The organism is Paenibacillus senegalimassiliensis (genome assembly GCF_001486585.1).
Lineage (GTDB): Bacteria > Bacillota > Bacilli > Paenibacillales > Paenibacillaceae > Fontibacillus > Fontibacillus senegalimassiliensis.
Genome location: NZ_LN909045.1, coordinates 769,166 through 782,665 on the forward strand (window position 1 = coordinate 769,166; position 13,500 = coordinate 782,665).

A 13,500-nucleotide genomic window follows, 5' to 3' on the forward strand; every position below is an offset into this window, starting at 1 on the left:
ATTATCAAGAACTTGTTTCGCGGGAATCTACAAATGTAGCCGTCAGGTTAACAATTGTATCCAACTTGTAAACAAAGGGACTCAAGCTGAATCAGATGGGGGAAAGACCATTCTGAACTGGCTGCCCTCAGGTCCGGTGTGGATGAGAGCAATGGAGCCTCCCATCATTTCTGCGTGCTTCCGGGTAAGCGACAAGCCAAGTCCGGCCCCGCCCTGCTCCCTGGACCTATTCTTATCCACCGTGTAGAAGGGTTCAAATATTTTCTCCGCCAGCTCAGGGGGAATGCCGATCCCGGTATCGGCAATCTCAATGTACACCAGGTCAGCGGCTGCGTAGCTTTTAATAGAAATGGTTCCATTCGCTTTATTATATTTAATCGCATTGTCCAGTAAATTAACCAGAACGAGGGTTAAGCTGTCTTTGTCGCCCTGGATATAGGTGTCTTCCAGTTCGACATGAAGCCTAATACCAAACTTATCGATTTTGCCCTTCAAGCTGCCCAGTACCGATTCGATCGCCGGTTTAACCGCCAGCTTCTCAAGCTTAAGCTCGAAATCATATTTCTCCAGCGCCGATAACTGCAAGACCTTATCGACCATCTGATAAAGGCGTTCGGTCTCGCTCTTCACATTGACAATCGCCGTCTGCAGCAGCTTCTCGTCATCGGGATACATTTCCAGCAGGTCGATGTAGGCCTTGATGGAGGTAAGGGGCGTCTTGAACTCATGAGTTACATTACCAATGAATTGCTTCTGCTGTATGTCCAGCAGGGACAATTTGTCGACTGCCAGCTTAAGCTTGTTTTGCTCGTCTTCCATGCCCTGAATGGTTCGTTTGATCTGTCCGCTCATCGCATGAATTCCTTGACTTAGCTTGCCGATCTCATCCTTGCGTTTGAGGGTAGTGGTGTCATAATGACCCTTCCCTATGAGGTCCACCAGTTGATTAAGTTTGATGATGCCTGTGGCAAAGGAATTGAAATATATATTACCAACGAGGAAGCTTAAGATGAATACACCCGCGCCTATATAAATAAACAACTGCCGGATATCGTTATAAAAGGCCAGATGGGTGGAGAGGGAGTAATAGAATTGTATAACTCCAACCTGCTCATTGCCTGCCCGAAGTGGTGTCAGATAAAATAGAGAATCTCCTTCCACAAGATAAGCCGTTTTATGTTCCAGGGCATAGGCGAGGGTTTTCTTGATGTTGTCAGCGGAGAGATTGGCTGTTTTTCTGCTGACGGGTTCTCCTTGCATATTATATAAGACCAGCGATTGCCCGCTAATTAGCTCCAGTTGCTCAGTGAACTCCTGGCCTTTCATCGCGAGAAAGGTCTCAGGGACTTTGCTTTCTTCCGATAAGAGGGTCTGTATAAAATACATGTTTGCCGTCTTGGCTTGCTGGGCTAAATATTGCTCGTATTGATTCTGCTGGTTGTCCTCAATACCTCGTAACACTAGTAAACTTAGCAGAAATACGACAAGGAGCAGCAGGGCGGCCAGAAACAGGCTGAATTTGATTCGGATACTAATTTTCACGACTGCCTCCCAAGGCTTTGTAGCCTATGCCGTATACGGTTTGAATGATGTTGTCAAAAGGCGAGCCGAGCTTCTTGCGTATACGCTGAACATGGATATCCACAGTGCGCGTACCCCCGAAATAATCTATGCCCCACACTGTATTGAGCAATTGTTCTCTGGTGTAGACTCTTTCGGGATGAGCCAGCATCAAAGTGAGCAAGTCATATTCCTTGGGAGTCAACTCCAGAGAGCGGTCACCCGCCAGCGCGATGCGCTTATCCGTAAAAAGTGTGATGCCGCCAACGCTGATTGCATCCGAATCCTGATTAGGCTGGGCCGTCTGAATTCTACGCAACAGAGACTTCAAACGGGCCAGCAGCTCCCGCATGTCAAATGGCTTCGTCATATAATCGTCCGCACCTAATTCAAGGCCCAATACCTTATGGACAATATCTTCCTTGGCGGTCAACATGATGACCCCGACACGTGCTTTTCCTTGAAGCTTCTTCAAAATCTCATACCCGTCCATGCCGGGGAGCATCACGTCCAGAATCAGGGCATCCGGCTGAAATTCTTCCATTCTTTTTAGAGCAGCTTCACCATGATAAACCGCCTCGGCCATATAGCCCTCTCGGGTTAAGGCATAGGTGATGGCATTGGCTATAGTTTGCTCATCCTCTATGACCAGAACTTTCTCCTTCATTGTTAGCCACCACTCCTTTCTGGACATATGTTTTTAGCATATCCATATCCCGGGCTTAACAGTAGCGAATGCTGGGAGGATGGGCTACGAACTCTCCTTCGAGCTTTTACCTATCTGGTGCCGCAAAATTCCCTGCAATAACATAGAACCCAATAAAAGGATCAGTAAAACCCACCATCCGGCCGATTCAAAAATTTCCTGTGGAAAAAGAAAGGTGTAGCCAAAGTAAGCCAAGAACAAAGTGCCCTGAAGTATTTTGAACGTTTTTGCATCAGCTTCATTATTTAAGGCTACAAGCCTTTCGTCATTCTCTCTAATCAGCATACTTCTCATCTTCTCGGGCGAATTCTTAATTCTTGATAATTTCAAGAAAGAAACGAAAGCCATACTAAAAGGCAGGAGCGACAAAGCCAATAATGCCTTATTGTCTGACAGGAATCCGAAATTCAACTGTCTTGTTACAAGACCAATGGCGAGCAGAATAAGACCCGCAATTAGCGATACAGTCATCATTACTTTCGTTTCTTTAACTGTTTTGTCGGCGCTCATATTCATTCCTCCCAAAATAAATCATTTAAAGTTTTGTTCAGTGCTTTGCATATCTCAATACATAACTTAAGGGTGGGGTTGTAGTTACCTGACTCAATTAAATTTATGGTTTGTCTTGTGACTCCGACCATTTCGGCTAAGCGTTCTTGCGATACCTCAGCTTCCACCCTGGCAATCTTCATTTTTTTATTCTTCAAGCTGCCCCAACTCCTTTCAATAACACTGTATCATTACATATTACTAAATGTCAATTATATATTACATTATGTAATGTGGTTTTGGGACGAAAAGAAGCCCAAGCAGATCGTCTGCTTGGACTTCTCAAGGAAAGCAATTGTATGTTATTCACTGTTCATTAATAGTTGGATGCGCTCCACATCCTGACTGAATTTTTTGGTTAGCCGCGCTTTACCAAGGTTGGATTTTACGATTTTCAACATCCGCTTGTCCTCAGTAACGGCGAATTTGGCCAGCAGTTCAAAGCCTGCTTCAGGGGCATGTTCCACAAATACGCTGAGCGCATACTCCAGACCTTTGGACAGGACACGGAATTCTTCCGTGTTATAACGGGTTTGTCCGGCAGCAATCTCATCCAAAATCTGCTCTGACAGCTTCAGCGCATACAAAGCATGAGCAGGCTCCTTGAGCAGGGGAGGGTGGGCCAATGTCGCTATAAAGGCTCGCTTCTCCAGCGCTCCAGCCGTGTCCAGCATCGAATCAAACAAGCTTTGGAGCACTCCAAAATCCTGTTCCCCGATTCGTTGCAGTGCGATTGCTGCCGCCTCACGCATCCGCCATCTGGAATCATTCATTGCCGCTTGGCAACACTGGAGGATGACCTCTTGCTGGGAAGACTCTGCATAACGGTAGTAGGCTCCCATAGCCTGTAGCGCGCAAAAAGGCAAGAACTCGCGGGGATCATCCGTGGGGGCATCCAATACTTGGCTCCATTCCACAATCAATTCCCATGCTTCGCGGGTTACCTCACTGAATGCGAAGGCATCCGCAAAGGCGGAAGCTGCTCCCAAATTCGCCCGTGGTCCTGGAAGATTCGACTCCCCCAGCAATCTGTGCTCAAGCTGTTTGAAATTCCCAGCCTTCTGAAGATCGTCGTAGAAAACGCTTTTTACCACTTTGCTCACCATAGGCCCCTCCTCGTTTTACTGAAGTACCAACTTTGTCACGCACTCCACATGGCTTGTCTGCGGGAACATATCGACCGGCTGGAGCCATTCCAGCTTGTATCCGCCATCCAGCAGGATTTTGCAATCCTTGGCCAGGGTGGAGGGATTGCAGGATACGTACACAAAGCGCTTCGGCTTCGTCCGCAGCACGGCTTCGAGGAACCGGTGATCCAGCCCGGTACGGGGCGGGTCGGCGACGATGACGTCCGGCGAAAAGCCGTTCTTGACCCAGCGGGGCAGCAGTTCTTCGGCATACCCCGTATGGAAAGTAGCATTGGTGCGTTCGTTACGTTCTGCGTTGGCTCTAGCATCCTCGACTGCTTCGGAGATGGACTCGATTCCGCGTACCTCCTTGGCATAAGGTGCCAGCCACAAGCCGATAGTTCCTGTGCCGCAATAGGCGTCAACCACCGTTTCTTGTCCCGTCAATCCGGCTGCTGCGCGTACCGACTCGTACAGCTTGACCGTCTGAAGTGGATTAAGCTGGAAGAAGGCGCGAGGGGACAGGGAGAATTCAAGGTCTCCTAATGATTCCTGAATTCCTTCGGAGCCCCAAAGAATCTCGGTCCGCTGCCCAAATACAAGTGAGGTATTCTTCGGATTCACATTCATCGCCAGACAGGTGAGGTCCGGGAGGGCAAGACGCAATTCCTTGATTAGTTCCTGACGACGGGGGAGCTTGTCACTCGCTGTAACCAGCGTCACTTGAACCTGATCTGATTGAAATCCTACGCGGACCACGATCGTCCGTACCAGACCCTGATTACTCTTCTCCTTATATACCGGTATGTTAAGGCGCTCCAGTATCCCTCGCGTCTTGTCTACCACTTCATTGACCTTGGGATGCTGAATGGGACAACCGGTAATATCAATTAAGCGATGGGAATCAGCCGCGTATAGTCCTGCGATGATGCCCTTCGGGGAGGTGCCAAGCTGAAGCTGGGCTTTGTTGCGGTACCCCCAGGGATGATCCATACCGAGCATCGGCTTCATTCTTAGCTCCTGCAATCCGGCATAACGCGAGAAGGCCTCACGAATGATGTCCTCCTTACCCGCAAGTTGTCCCTCGTATTTAATATGCTGAATCTGGCATCCGCCGCATACGTCAAAAACGGGACAAGGGGCATCCGTACGCCCAGGGGAACGCTTCTCAATATCTTTGATCCGAGCGGTTATATATTTGGGATCAACCTTGGCAACTTCGGCCTTAACGACCTCCCCGGGGATGCCGCCTTCAATAAATACGGCCTTACGGCGATAATATCCTACGCCCTCCCCGTTGATGCCCAGTCTCTTGATCGTGATGACAATACGGTCACCGGCGCGCACTTCTTCCGCTTGTTCGCGTTTGGCGGCATAGGGCTTGGAGCGGTTCGCCGGATTGGCGGAGCTATTCTTTTTGCTATTTCGCGGGGTAGCATGCTTGTTTTCTTTCATTTCCAGTCTCCATCCTCAAAACATTTATACAAGCTCACTATACCACGGGCAGAGGGAATGGTTCCATATCCCGGGTTGGATGGATTCGGTTGCCCAATTCGGCAAACCTCGTTAAACTTAATTCATGAAGTCTTTGAATGGGATGTTAGGAGAAATGCTGAAATGACCACGGATGTATTAACGATGGAACAAGCGCAGCAATTGCTGCAAAAATATTACGGTTATCCCGATTTTCGTGAAGGACAACGGCGTATAGTGGCCAGCGTGCTGTCCGGGGCGGATACCTTGGGGATTATGCCAACGGGCGGAGGGAAATCGATCTGTTATCAGATTCCTGCGCTAATGCTACCGGGTCTGACACTGGTAGTGTCCCCGCTGATTTCGCTCATGAAGGATCAGGTGGATGCACTAACAGCCACCGGGATATCCGCTGCTTATATTAACAGCACTTTGTCGGGAAAAGAGGTCAACGACCGCATCCGCGCAGCACGGCGGGGTGAGCTTAAGCTGCTGTACGTGGCGCCGGAGCGGCTGGAGCTGGATTGGTTCCGCGAGGAAATGAGCGGGTTGACTATCTCCTGCGTAGCGGTTGACGAAGCGCATTGCGTCTCGCAATGGGGACATGACTTCCGGACGAGCTATCTAGCGGTCTCGCCGTTTGTGGAGAGCTTGTCACAGCGGCCGATTCTGGCCGCGTTCACAGCTACGGCCACGCCAGAGGTTATGGACGATATGATTCGACTGCTAAGGCTGGATACGCCAGAGGTGTTCGTCACGGGACTGGGACGTGACAACCTGTCGATGTCCGTACTTCGCGGTGAGAACAAGAAGGAATTTGTGTTGAATTATGCCAATACCCATGCTCATCAGCCGGGGATTGTGTATGCAGCTACCCGCAAAGAGGTGGACGACCTCTATGAGCGGCTCAGCCGCTCAGGTATTCCCGCCGGACGCTACCATGCGGGCTTGGCCGATAAGGAGCGGGAGGAGAGCCAGGAGGCTTTCCTATACGATGATATCCGGGTGATGGTGGCAACGAACGCTTTTGGCATGGGGATCGATAAGTCCAACGTTCGGTATGTCATCCATTACAACATGCCTAAGAACATGGAGGCTTATGTGCAGGAAGCGGGGAGAGCCGGACGGGACGGTGAGCCCAGCGATTGTATTTTGCTGTTCAGTCCGCAAGACATCATGACTCAGAAATTCCTGATCGAACAAAACCCCCAGGACGACGAACGGAAGCGCAATGAGTATCGCAAGCTCCAGCAGATGGTGGAATACTGCTATCAGACGAAGTGTCTGCGCTGGGCGATGCTGGATTACTTTGGTGAGGTGCATGATCATAAGCCCTGTGGCATTTGCAGCTCCTGCCGAGACGAGCGCGAACTGGTGGACATGACAAGGGATGCGCAAATCATTTTCTCCTGTATTCATCGGATGAGGGAGCGGTTTGGTGTGTCCCTAGTCGCATCGGTGCTTAAGGGGTCGCAGAACAAGAAAGTGCTCCAGTATGGCTTCGAGAAGCTCCCTACGTACGGGATGCTGCGCACCCAGACGGAGAAGCAAATCTCTGAGCTGATTAATGTGTTTATTGCCGAGGGGTATCTGGCTTTATCTGAGGGGCAGTATCCGGTAGTTCGCTTGCAGCCGCTGGCCGTGGAGGTACTGAAAAGCCGGGAGCAGGTGATGTTGCGTGCTCCAGAGCCAACAGCGGCCAATCGTCCATCCGGCAGTTCACGGCGTCGCAGCTACGACGATGGCCCATCAGCAGTCAATGAGACCGTGTTCGAGCAATTGCGCTTGATTCGTCGGGACTTGGCAGAGAAGGAACATGTGCCCTCTTATATTATATTTAACGATGCGACCTTGCGGGAAATGAGTGTCGTTTGCCCGACCCGTGAAGCGGACATGCTGAAGATCAAGGGCGTAGGTGAGGTCAAGTATCGTAAATATGGCAAGCCGTTTCTGGATTTTTTTCAAAATATGGAGTAGGGTTGTGAGCCTGTGAAAGTCATATTGGCAACTTTGAACGCAAAATTCATTCATACCTCGCTGGCGATCCGCCTGCTGAAGGCCTATAGCGAAAAGGAATTTGATATTGAACTGGCGGAGTATACCATTAAAGATCCGGTGATGAATATCGTCTCCGATCTATTTCAGAAACGGCCAGACGTAGTTGGCTTCTCTTGCTATATCTGGAACATTGAAGAGACGCTCAAGCTGGCGACTTTGCTCAAAAAGGTGCTGCCGGAGCTTCAAATTATACTCGGTGGCCCGGAAGTATCTTATGATGCCAGACATTTTATGGCGCGGTGTGACGATGTGGACTTTATTGTCATGGGAGATGGAGAGGAGACGTTCCATCATTTGCTTCAAGAGCTGTCAGGTGAAGGGAAGTTCCATTATGTCTTTGGGGCAGCTTATCGCAAGGGCGAGGAGATCGTCGTTAATCCTCCACGTCCCAACTCTGATCTTAATACGTTGCCATCACCACATCGTTTTGCGGATGATATTCCCGATTTGGGCAAGCGCATCGTCTACTTTGAGACGAGTCGGGGCTGTCCGTTTAACTGTCAGTTCTGCTTGTCCAGCGTAGAGGTGGGGGTGCGTTATTACGATATCGAGCGAGTGAAATCTGATATTTTGTACCTGATTGAGCATGGTGCCAAAATCATCAAGTTTCTGGACCGGACCTTCAACATTAACCGCAGCTATGCGATGGAAATGTTCCAATTCCTGATTGAGAATCACCAGGGCTGCGTGTTCCAATTCGAGATTACAGCGGATATCATGCGGCCAGAGGTCCTGGATTATTTGGCGGAGAATGCGCCGCCGGGAATTTTCCGCTTTGAGATCGGAGTGCAGTCGACAAATGATGCGACCAATGAGTTGGTCAAGCGCCGGCAAAATTTCACCAAGCTCACCCGGACGGTTATGAAGATCAAGGACTGTGGGAAAATTGATCAGCATCTTGATTTGATTGCCGGGTTGCCGGGAGAGGACTACTTCTCCTTCCGTAAAACCTTCAACGATGTATTTGCCATGCGTCCGGAGGAATTGCAGCTTGGATTTCTGAAAATGCTGCGGGGAACGGGACTGCGCAATGAAGCGGCCAAGTATAATTATACATTTATGGATCATGCGCCCTACGAGATTTTAGGTAATGATATCCTACCGTTCTCGGATGTAATCCGGTTGAAGCGATTGGAGGACATTCTTGAGAAGTATTGGAATGCCCATCGTATGGATCATACGCTGGAGTATCTGATTAGTCGTGAGTTTGAATCCCCATTCGACTTCTTTCAGGAATTTGGCGACTATTGGGAGGGACAGGGCTGGCAACGCATTGGGCATCAGCTTGAGGATTTATTTACCCGTTTGTATGCGTTCCTGGAGCACCGTGGGATGAACGAGCCGGAGATGGTGCTTGGCTTGTTGAAGCTGGATTATTTGCTGGAACATAAATATAAGCCCCGCAAAATCTGGTGGGAGGACCGCATGAATAAAGAGCGGCGCAGCACAGGCTTTAAGGTGCTGGCAGGGCAGTCGCCGCTGCTTCCGGCACGTTATAAGGCATATGGCCTTGAGGAACGCGATTTGCAAAAGTATGCCGTCTTGGAGGAAGTGCCTTTGGCGTTAAGAGAGCATGTGGATGCCGCTGTTCAGCTTGAGCTTGATCCGATATTGGACACTGCACGAGAGGGCATATTGCCTGAGAGCTTGCTGCTGGTTGTTCTTTATCAGCAGGAGCTAGACGAGCGTCCTGTGTATTTCTTGGTATCACCGAACCAGATGGCTATATCGGGAGGGGCATCGTCCATATAATCAAGTAAGCGGGTAACGAGCCGGGAGGAATCCCACTCGTTACCCGCTATTTCTTTGCGTACTGAGACTGCATTGCAACCAACAACACCATACTGGCGACCGTCTACTCCGGCAGATGCCGCTCCAGCCAGTCACATAAATGCTTCGTGACCTCATCCCGGTTGATTTCATTCAGCATTTCGTGCCGACCATCGGGATATAACCTGGTCTCGACATCCTGGAGGCCAAGTTGTTGGTACAATTCGGCCAAGCGGCGCACACCAGCACCATTCAGGCCAACCGGATCAAGTTCTCCGCCAAAGATATAAACGGGCTTGTGATTCGGAATTTTTTGCATATTGCGGGGCTGATGAATCTCCTGGAGCAAGGTGAAGAAGTCGTAGAAGAAGCCTGCACTGCATAGAAAACCGCATTCCGGATCTTCCAGGTACCGATCCACCTCCTGCTCATCGCTGGACAGCCAGTCAAAGGGCGTTCTGACGGGCAGGAATTTGCGATTGAAGCCACCGAAGGTTACTGCATTTAACAGCAGGCTCCGGTGGCTGTCCCCCTGGAGCCTGGACTGTACACGAGCCAGGCTCTTGCCCAAGGTGAGCAAAGGGCGGGGGCCGTTGGTACCGGAGAGAATAAAGCCGTTATAATGTTCCGGCGCCAGGTACATGACTTTTTGCGTCAAGAAGGAGCCCATGCTGTGACCCATCAGAAATAGCGGCAATCCTGGCTGCTCTTGCCGGATGATTTCGGATAATGCCAGCATATCCTCTGCCATGCCGGTAAAGCCGTCGCTGCCAGGATAGCCGAGTTCCTCCGGGCAGCCCGCAGTACGCCCGTGTCCCCGGTGGTCGCTGGCATACACGATATAGCCGCAGGCAGTCAAGCTACGGGCTAATCGCTCGTAACGCTTGGCCGTTTCTGCCATCCCGTGCGCAATTTGCAGGATGCCCACGGGAGGCGTCTTCGAGTCTTCAGCCCGCCAGCGGTAGACGAAGACGTCATGACCTGTTCCATTATCGAAGGTAAACGTAAGTTCCTCCATACGTCAATCCCTCTCTCACACTCTTTATGTTAGGTCTAACTAATCAGGCCAGAAACGCGGGTTGGAAGAACTCGATTCGTTCCCCATCCGGGCCATTGAAGAAGAAGAAGCGGGCACCACTCGGCAGATCACGAATCTCCGGATCAAGACCGGAGAGGCCCAGTGAAGAAATACGTGCATACTCCTCTTCAATATCACTAGCCGTAAAAGCGAGATGGTGAACCTTGCCTTCATTCGGCAGTTCTTCGCTATCCTTGATGCTGATTAGTTCGACTTCTACCGTTTCCTGCCCGGGAAAGGCTAGAAAAGCCAGACGAAGTCCATCGTCGACTTCCCCAATGGTATGAAGCAGCTTCATACCGATAATTCGTTCATAAAATTCAATGGAGTCCTCCAGCGCCGAAACGCGAACTCCTATATGTTCAATCTTGCGAATCCCCATTAGTATGCCCCCCATGGTATTGTTCATTTCAAATTAATGTTCAAAAAGTCGGGTTTACAGGACCGAGAAGGTTGTATGAATGCAAGATTCGATGTCGAATCTACTCCTCGAACAGCTTCGTCATGGGAAGACGACTTTTTGAACTACCTATTTTAGAGTTTATTTTCGATCAACTGCGACTAAGTATGGTGCAGAGGGTCGCTGCAATTGCCTATAGATGATAGTCTGTCCCATGGACGCAGGCAAAGCTTTCGCCCAATCCTCGACAGCCGCCGCTTCAATCTCCCCGCCCGGATGCCCGGGGTAGAGAACCGCCGTCAAGACACCGCGTGGACGCAACAGACGAAGTCCGGCCTCCAGTGCGGGGATGGTGCTGTCAGGAACGGTAATTAACGCCGGATCAGCCCCTTCGGCTGGCAGGTAGCCAAGGTTGAACATGACGGCAGCCACCTGTCCGTGCACATTCACGGGCAGTTCTTGCTCCATCCGCGCATGACTGGTGTTCAGCAGAGTGACCTCTGCAATCAAGCCGCTCTCTTCCTTGGCCATCCTGGCCTGGGTCAAATCAAGAGCCTGCTGCTGAATATCAAAGGAGAAGACGTGGCCCTTCATTCCGCATGCCTTAGCTAGAAATAACGTATCTGCCCCAGTTCCAGCAGTCGCATCCACGGCGATATCGCCTGGAGTGAGCCGTTCACTCACAAGCTTATGGGCGAAGCTTAACACCGAGAGAAAGCCCATGCCTAGCGTCCCCTCCAGTATTTTCCTTGCCATGTATCCCGTTGCTTCAGTTCATCATCAATGGCATTGAGCACTTCCCACTTCTTCAGGCTCCACATGGGACCGATTAATAGATCGCGCGGGGCGTCTCCTGTCAGGCGGTGGACAATCATGTCCGGTGGAAGAAACTCCAAAGTATCCACGATGAGCTTAACATATTCATCCTGCTCCAGAAATTGCAATAAGCCAGCTTCGTATTGCTTCACCATTGGTGTTTTGCGCATCAGATGAAGCAGATGAATCTTGATTCCCTGCACATCCATGGCGGCAACGGCCCGTCCGGTATCAAGCATCATCTCATGCGTTTCTTGCGGCAGTCCGTAAATAATGTGGGTGCAGACGCGAATGTTTCGTTTGCGCAATTTCTCAACTGCGTCGGTATAGCATTTCGTATCATGGGCCCGGTTAATAAGCTCAGACGTGGATTCATGAACAGTTTGCAAGCCCATTTCCACCCAAAGATAGGTCCGCTCGTTGAGCTCAGCCAGATAATCAACCACATCGTCCGGCAGGCAGTCTGGACGCGTAGCGATAGACAAGCCCACAACACCTGGTTGCTCCAGGATAGCTTCATAGTATTCACGTAGTTGCTCTACCGGTGCATACGTATTCGTATAGGCCTGGAAATAACCGATGTATTTGGCGTGCGGCCATTTCTGGTGCTGTCGGTCGCGAATTGTGCCAAATTGGGTCACCAGGTCTTCCCGGCGGCTTCCGGCAAAATCTCCCGATCCCCGAGCACTGCAAAACGTGCAGCCGCCCTTAGCAATCGAACCATCCCGGTTAGGGCAGGTGAATCCGGCATCCAGCATGACCTTGAATACCTTCTCGCCGAACTGGCCGCGCATTTCCGTATTCCATGTATGAAATCTCTTGTCTCCCCATAAGGTGGGAGAGGTTGTCATCTGTATGCTCATCATAACTCCTTCAATCTGTCACAAAATTTTCTTCTGTATATTTATTCATATAAAAAAACGCAGTAGATTCGCCGCTTCTACTTGCTTCATTGTATCAAATTTTGTGCCAAAAGGGGAATAGAGCCTGCCGTCTTCCTTGCGAAGGGTTACAGAATATGTTATTTTGATAGTATCAAATTCGTGGAACCCCAATTCCAAAATATATCGAAAGAGGAATCATCCGTTCCGTCTCCCCGGCGGCCGTTTGATTCCTTTTTCATTGTGGTCTTTACTTTTACGACGATCTTCGGCAAAATATGCAGGGAATGGATAACACGAAAGCGGAGGAATAGCATGCGTTTACGCGGTAGAAAAGGGATTAGGGAAAACTTGGAGCAGCAACAGGAATTGGTGGTGCTCCATCCCAAGGAATATAAAGGTCGCTGGGCCGAGGTGTTTGGCAATGACCGACCGATTCACATTGAACTCGGCATGGGCAAAGGGCAGTTCATCAGCGGTATGAGTGTCAAATACCCCGACGTTAATTTTATCGGGATGGATATGTATGACGAGTTGATTCGGCGCGGAAGTGAAAAGGTACGGGCGAAGTGGGCCGAGTATGATGGTAGCGAACCGCAGAGCGTCCGCTTGGCGCTGGGCAATATCGAAACGATTGAGGAATTTTTTGCACCTGGAGAAGTTGAACGAATTTATTTGAACTTCAGTGATCCGTGGCCGAAGAAAAAACACTGGCGCAGACGCCTGACGCATCCACGGTTCCTTGAGAAATACCGTACCCTGCTGAACGACGAGGGGGAAATTCACTTCAAGACCGATTCCCGTGTCTTGTTCGAATTTTCGCTTAATGCATTCTCGGCAGTGGGCCTGCAAATGAGCGACATTACGCTCAGCCTTCACGAGGATGGCATTAACGAGGCACATGTGCTGACGGAATACGAAAGCAAATTCGTAGGCAAGGGAATGCCGATCTATCGCTGTGAGGTCATGGTGGGCGAGGCGGCCCTCAAGCGCTACCAAGACCGAAAAATGGATATGTTTTAAGGCTCAATGACCCGGATATCGCGTTTCCCCGAGGCCTATCCGGGCTTCCCTTTTGTGAA

Annotated in this window: 13 protein-coding genes; 3 read left to right on the forward strand and 10 right to left on the reverse strand. The window is 50.3% G+C overall.

Annotated elements, in window-relative coordinates; genetic code table 11:
- Positions 1–81 precede the first annotated feature (81 nt).
- The 6 genes from BN3279_RS13425 to rlmD all read right to left on the reverse strand — a co-directional run bounded on the left by BN3279_RS13425 (position 82) and on the right by rlmD (position 5,397).
- Complete coding sequence (locus BN3279_RS13425; RefSeq protein ID WP_059051583.1) at positions 82–1,542, reverse strand: sensor histidine kinase; 1,461 nt, start codon at positions 1,540–1,542, stop codon at positions 82–84.
- Positions 1,532–2,227 (reverse strand): response regulator transcription factor, encoded by a 696-nt coding sequence (locus BN3279_RS13430; protein ID WP_059051585.1) that lies wholly within the window; start codon positions 2,225–2,227, stop codon positions 1,532–1,534. Before BN3279_RS13430 ends, BN3279_RS13425 begins: the two co-directional genes overlap by 11 nt.
- A gap of 84 nt (positions 2,228–2,311) precedes the next feature.
- Positions 2,312–2,776 (reverse strand): hypothetical protein, encoded by a 465-nt coding sequence (locus tag BN3279_RS13435; protein WP_059051587.1) that lies wholly within the window; start codon positions 2,774–2,776, stop codon positions 2,312–2,314.
- Between the two features lie 2 nt (positions 2,777–2,778).
- Positions 2,779–2,973 carry a helix-turn-helix transcriptional regulator gene (locus BN3279_RS13440; RefSeq protein ID WP_059051588.1) on the reverse strand — a complete coding sequence of 65 codons (195 nt, stop codon included), beginning with the start codon at positions 2,971–2,973 and terminating at the stop codon, positions 2,779–2,781.
- A gap of 144 nt (positions 2,974–3,117) precedes the next feature.
- Entirely contained in the window at positions 3,118–3,918 is an 801-nt protein-coding gene (locus BN3279_RS13445) for a hypothetical protein (protein WP_187377792.1), read from the reverse strand.
- Between the two features lie 18 nt (positions 3,919–3,936).
- Positions 3,937–5,397, reverse strand: a complete 1,461-nt coding sequence (rlmD, locus tag BN3279_RS13450) for a 23S rRNA (uracil(1939)-C(5))-methyltransferase RlmD (protein ID WP_059051592.1) — start codon at positions 5,395–5,397, stop codon at positions 3,937–3,939.
- 162 nt (positions 5,398–5,559) lie between these two features.
- On the opposite strand from rlmD, the gene recQ reads away from it, so the two are divergent.
- Both recQ and BN3279_RS13460 read left to right on the forward strand, forming a co-directional pair.
- Entirely contained in the window at positions 5,560–7,392 is a 1,833-nt protein-coding gene (gene recQ, locus BN3279_RS13455; RefSeq protein ID WP_059051593.1) for a DNA helicase RecQ, read from the forward strand.
- Positions 7,393–7,404: 12 nt separating this feature from the next.
- Positions 7,405–9,225, forward strand: a complete 1,821-nt coding sequence (locus BN3279_RS13460; protein ID WP_059051594.1) for a B12-binding domain-containing radical SAM protein — start codon at positions 7,405–7,407, stop codon at positions 9,223–9,225.
- Between the two features lie 103 nt (positions 9,226–9,328).
- Here BN3279_RS13460 and BN3279_RS13465 read toward each other — a convergent pair whose 3' ends face one another.
- From BN3279_RS13465 to BN3279_RS13480, 4 genes are all read right to left on the reverse strand, one after another.
- Positions 9,329–10,261 carry an alpha/beta hydrolase gene (locus tag BN3279_RS13465; protein WP_059051597.1) on the reverse strand — a complete coding sequence of 311 codons (933 nt, stop codon included), beginning with the start codon at positions 10,259–10,261 and terminating at the stop codon, positions 9,329–9,331.
- A 43-nt stretch (positions 10,262–10,304) separates the two neighbouring features.
- Positions 10,305–10,703, reverse strand: a complete 399-nt coding sequence (locus BN3279_RS13470; RefSeq protein ID WP_059051599.1) for a VOC family protein — start codon at positions 10,701–10,703, stop codon at positions 10,305–10,307.
- A gap of 159 nt (positions 10,704–10,862) precedes the next feature.
- Complete coding sequence (locus tag BN3279_RS13475) at positions 10,863–11,444, reverse strand: tRNA 5-(aminomethyl)-2-thiouridylate-methyltransferase MnmM (protein ID WP_059051600.1); 582 nt, start codon at positions 11,442–11,444, stop codon at positions 10,863–10,865.
- A 2-nt stretch (positions 11,445–11,446) separates the two neighbouring features.
- Entirely contained in the window at positions 11,447–12,400 is a 954-nt protein-coding gene (locus BN3279_RS13480) for a tRNA modification radical SAM protein MnmL/YtqA (protein ID WP_059051603.1), read from the reverse strand.
- Positions 12,401–12,733: 333 nt separating this feature from the next.
- On the opposite strand from BN3279_RS13480, the gene trmB reads away from it, so the two are divergent.
- A complete protein-coding gene (trmB, locus tag BN3279_RS13485; RefSeq protein ID WP_059051605.1) occupies positions 12,734–13,441 on the forward strand; it encodes a tRNA (guanosine(46)-N7)-methyltransferase TrmB in 708 nt (235 codons plus the stop codon).
- The last annotated feature ends 59 nt before the right edge of the window (positions 13,442–13,500 follow it).

Bases quoted from the DNA above. Each gene is read 5' to 3' on its own strand.
- BN3279_RS13430 (WP_059051585.1), bottom strand. From the start codon at position 2,227: ATGAAGGAGAAAGTTCTGGTCATAGAGGATGAGCAAACTATAGCCAAT.
- BN3279_RS13435 (WP_059051587.1), bottom strand. From the start codon at position 2,776: ATGAGCGCCGACAAAACAGTTAAAGAAACGAAAGTAATGATGACTGTA.
- rlmD (WP_059051592.1), bottom strand. From the start codon at position 5,397: ATGAAAGAAAACAAGCATGCTACCCCGCGAAATAGCAAAAAGAATAGC.
- recQ (WP_059051593.1), top strand. From the start codon at position 5,560: ATGACCACGGATGTATTAACGATGGAACAAGCGCAGCAATTGCTGCAA.
- BN3279_RS13465 (WP_059051597.1), bottom strand. From the start codon at position 10,261: ATGGAGGAACTTACGTTTACCTTCGATAATGGAACAGGTCATGACGTC.
- BN3279_RS13470 (WP_059051599.1), bottom strand. From the start codon at position 10,703: ATGGGGATTCGCAAGATTGAACATATAGGAGTTCGCGTTTCGGCGCTG.
- BN3279_RS13475 (WP_059051600.1), bottom strand. From the start codon at position 11,444: ATGGGCTTTCTCTCGGTGTTAAGCTTCGCCCATAAGCTTGTGAGTGAA.
- BN3279_RS13480 (WP_059051603.1), bottom strand. From the start codon at position 12,400: ATGAGCATACAGATGACAACCTCTCCCACCTTATGGGGAGACAAGAGA.
- trmB (WP_059051605.1), top strand. From the start codon at position 12,734: ATGCGTTTACGCGGTAGAAAAGGGATTAGGGAAAACTTGGAGCAGCAA.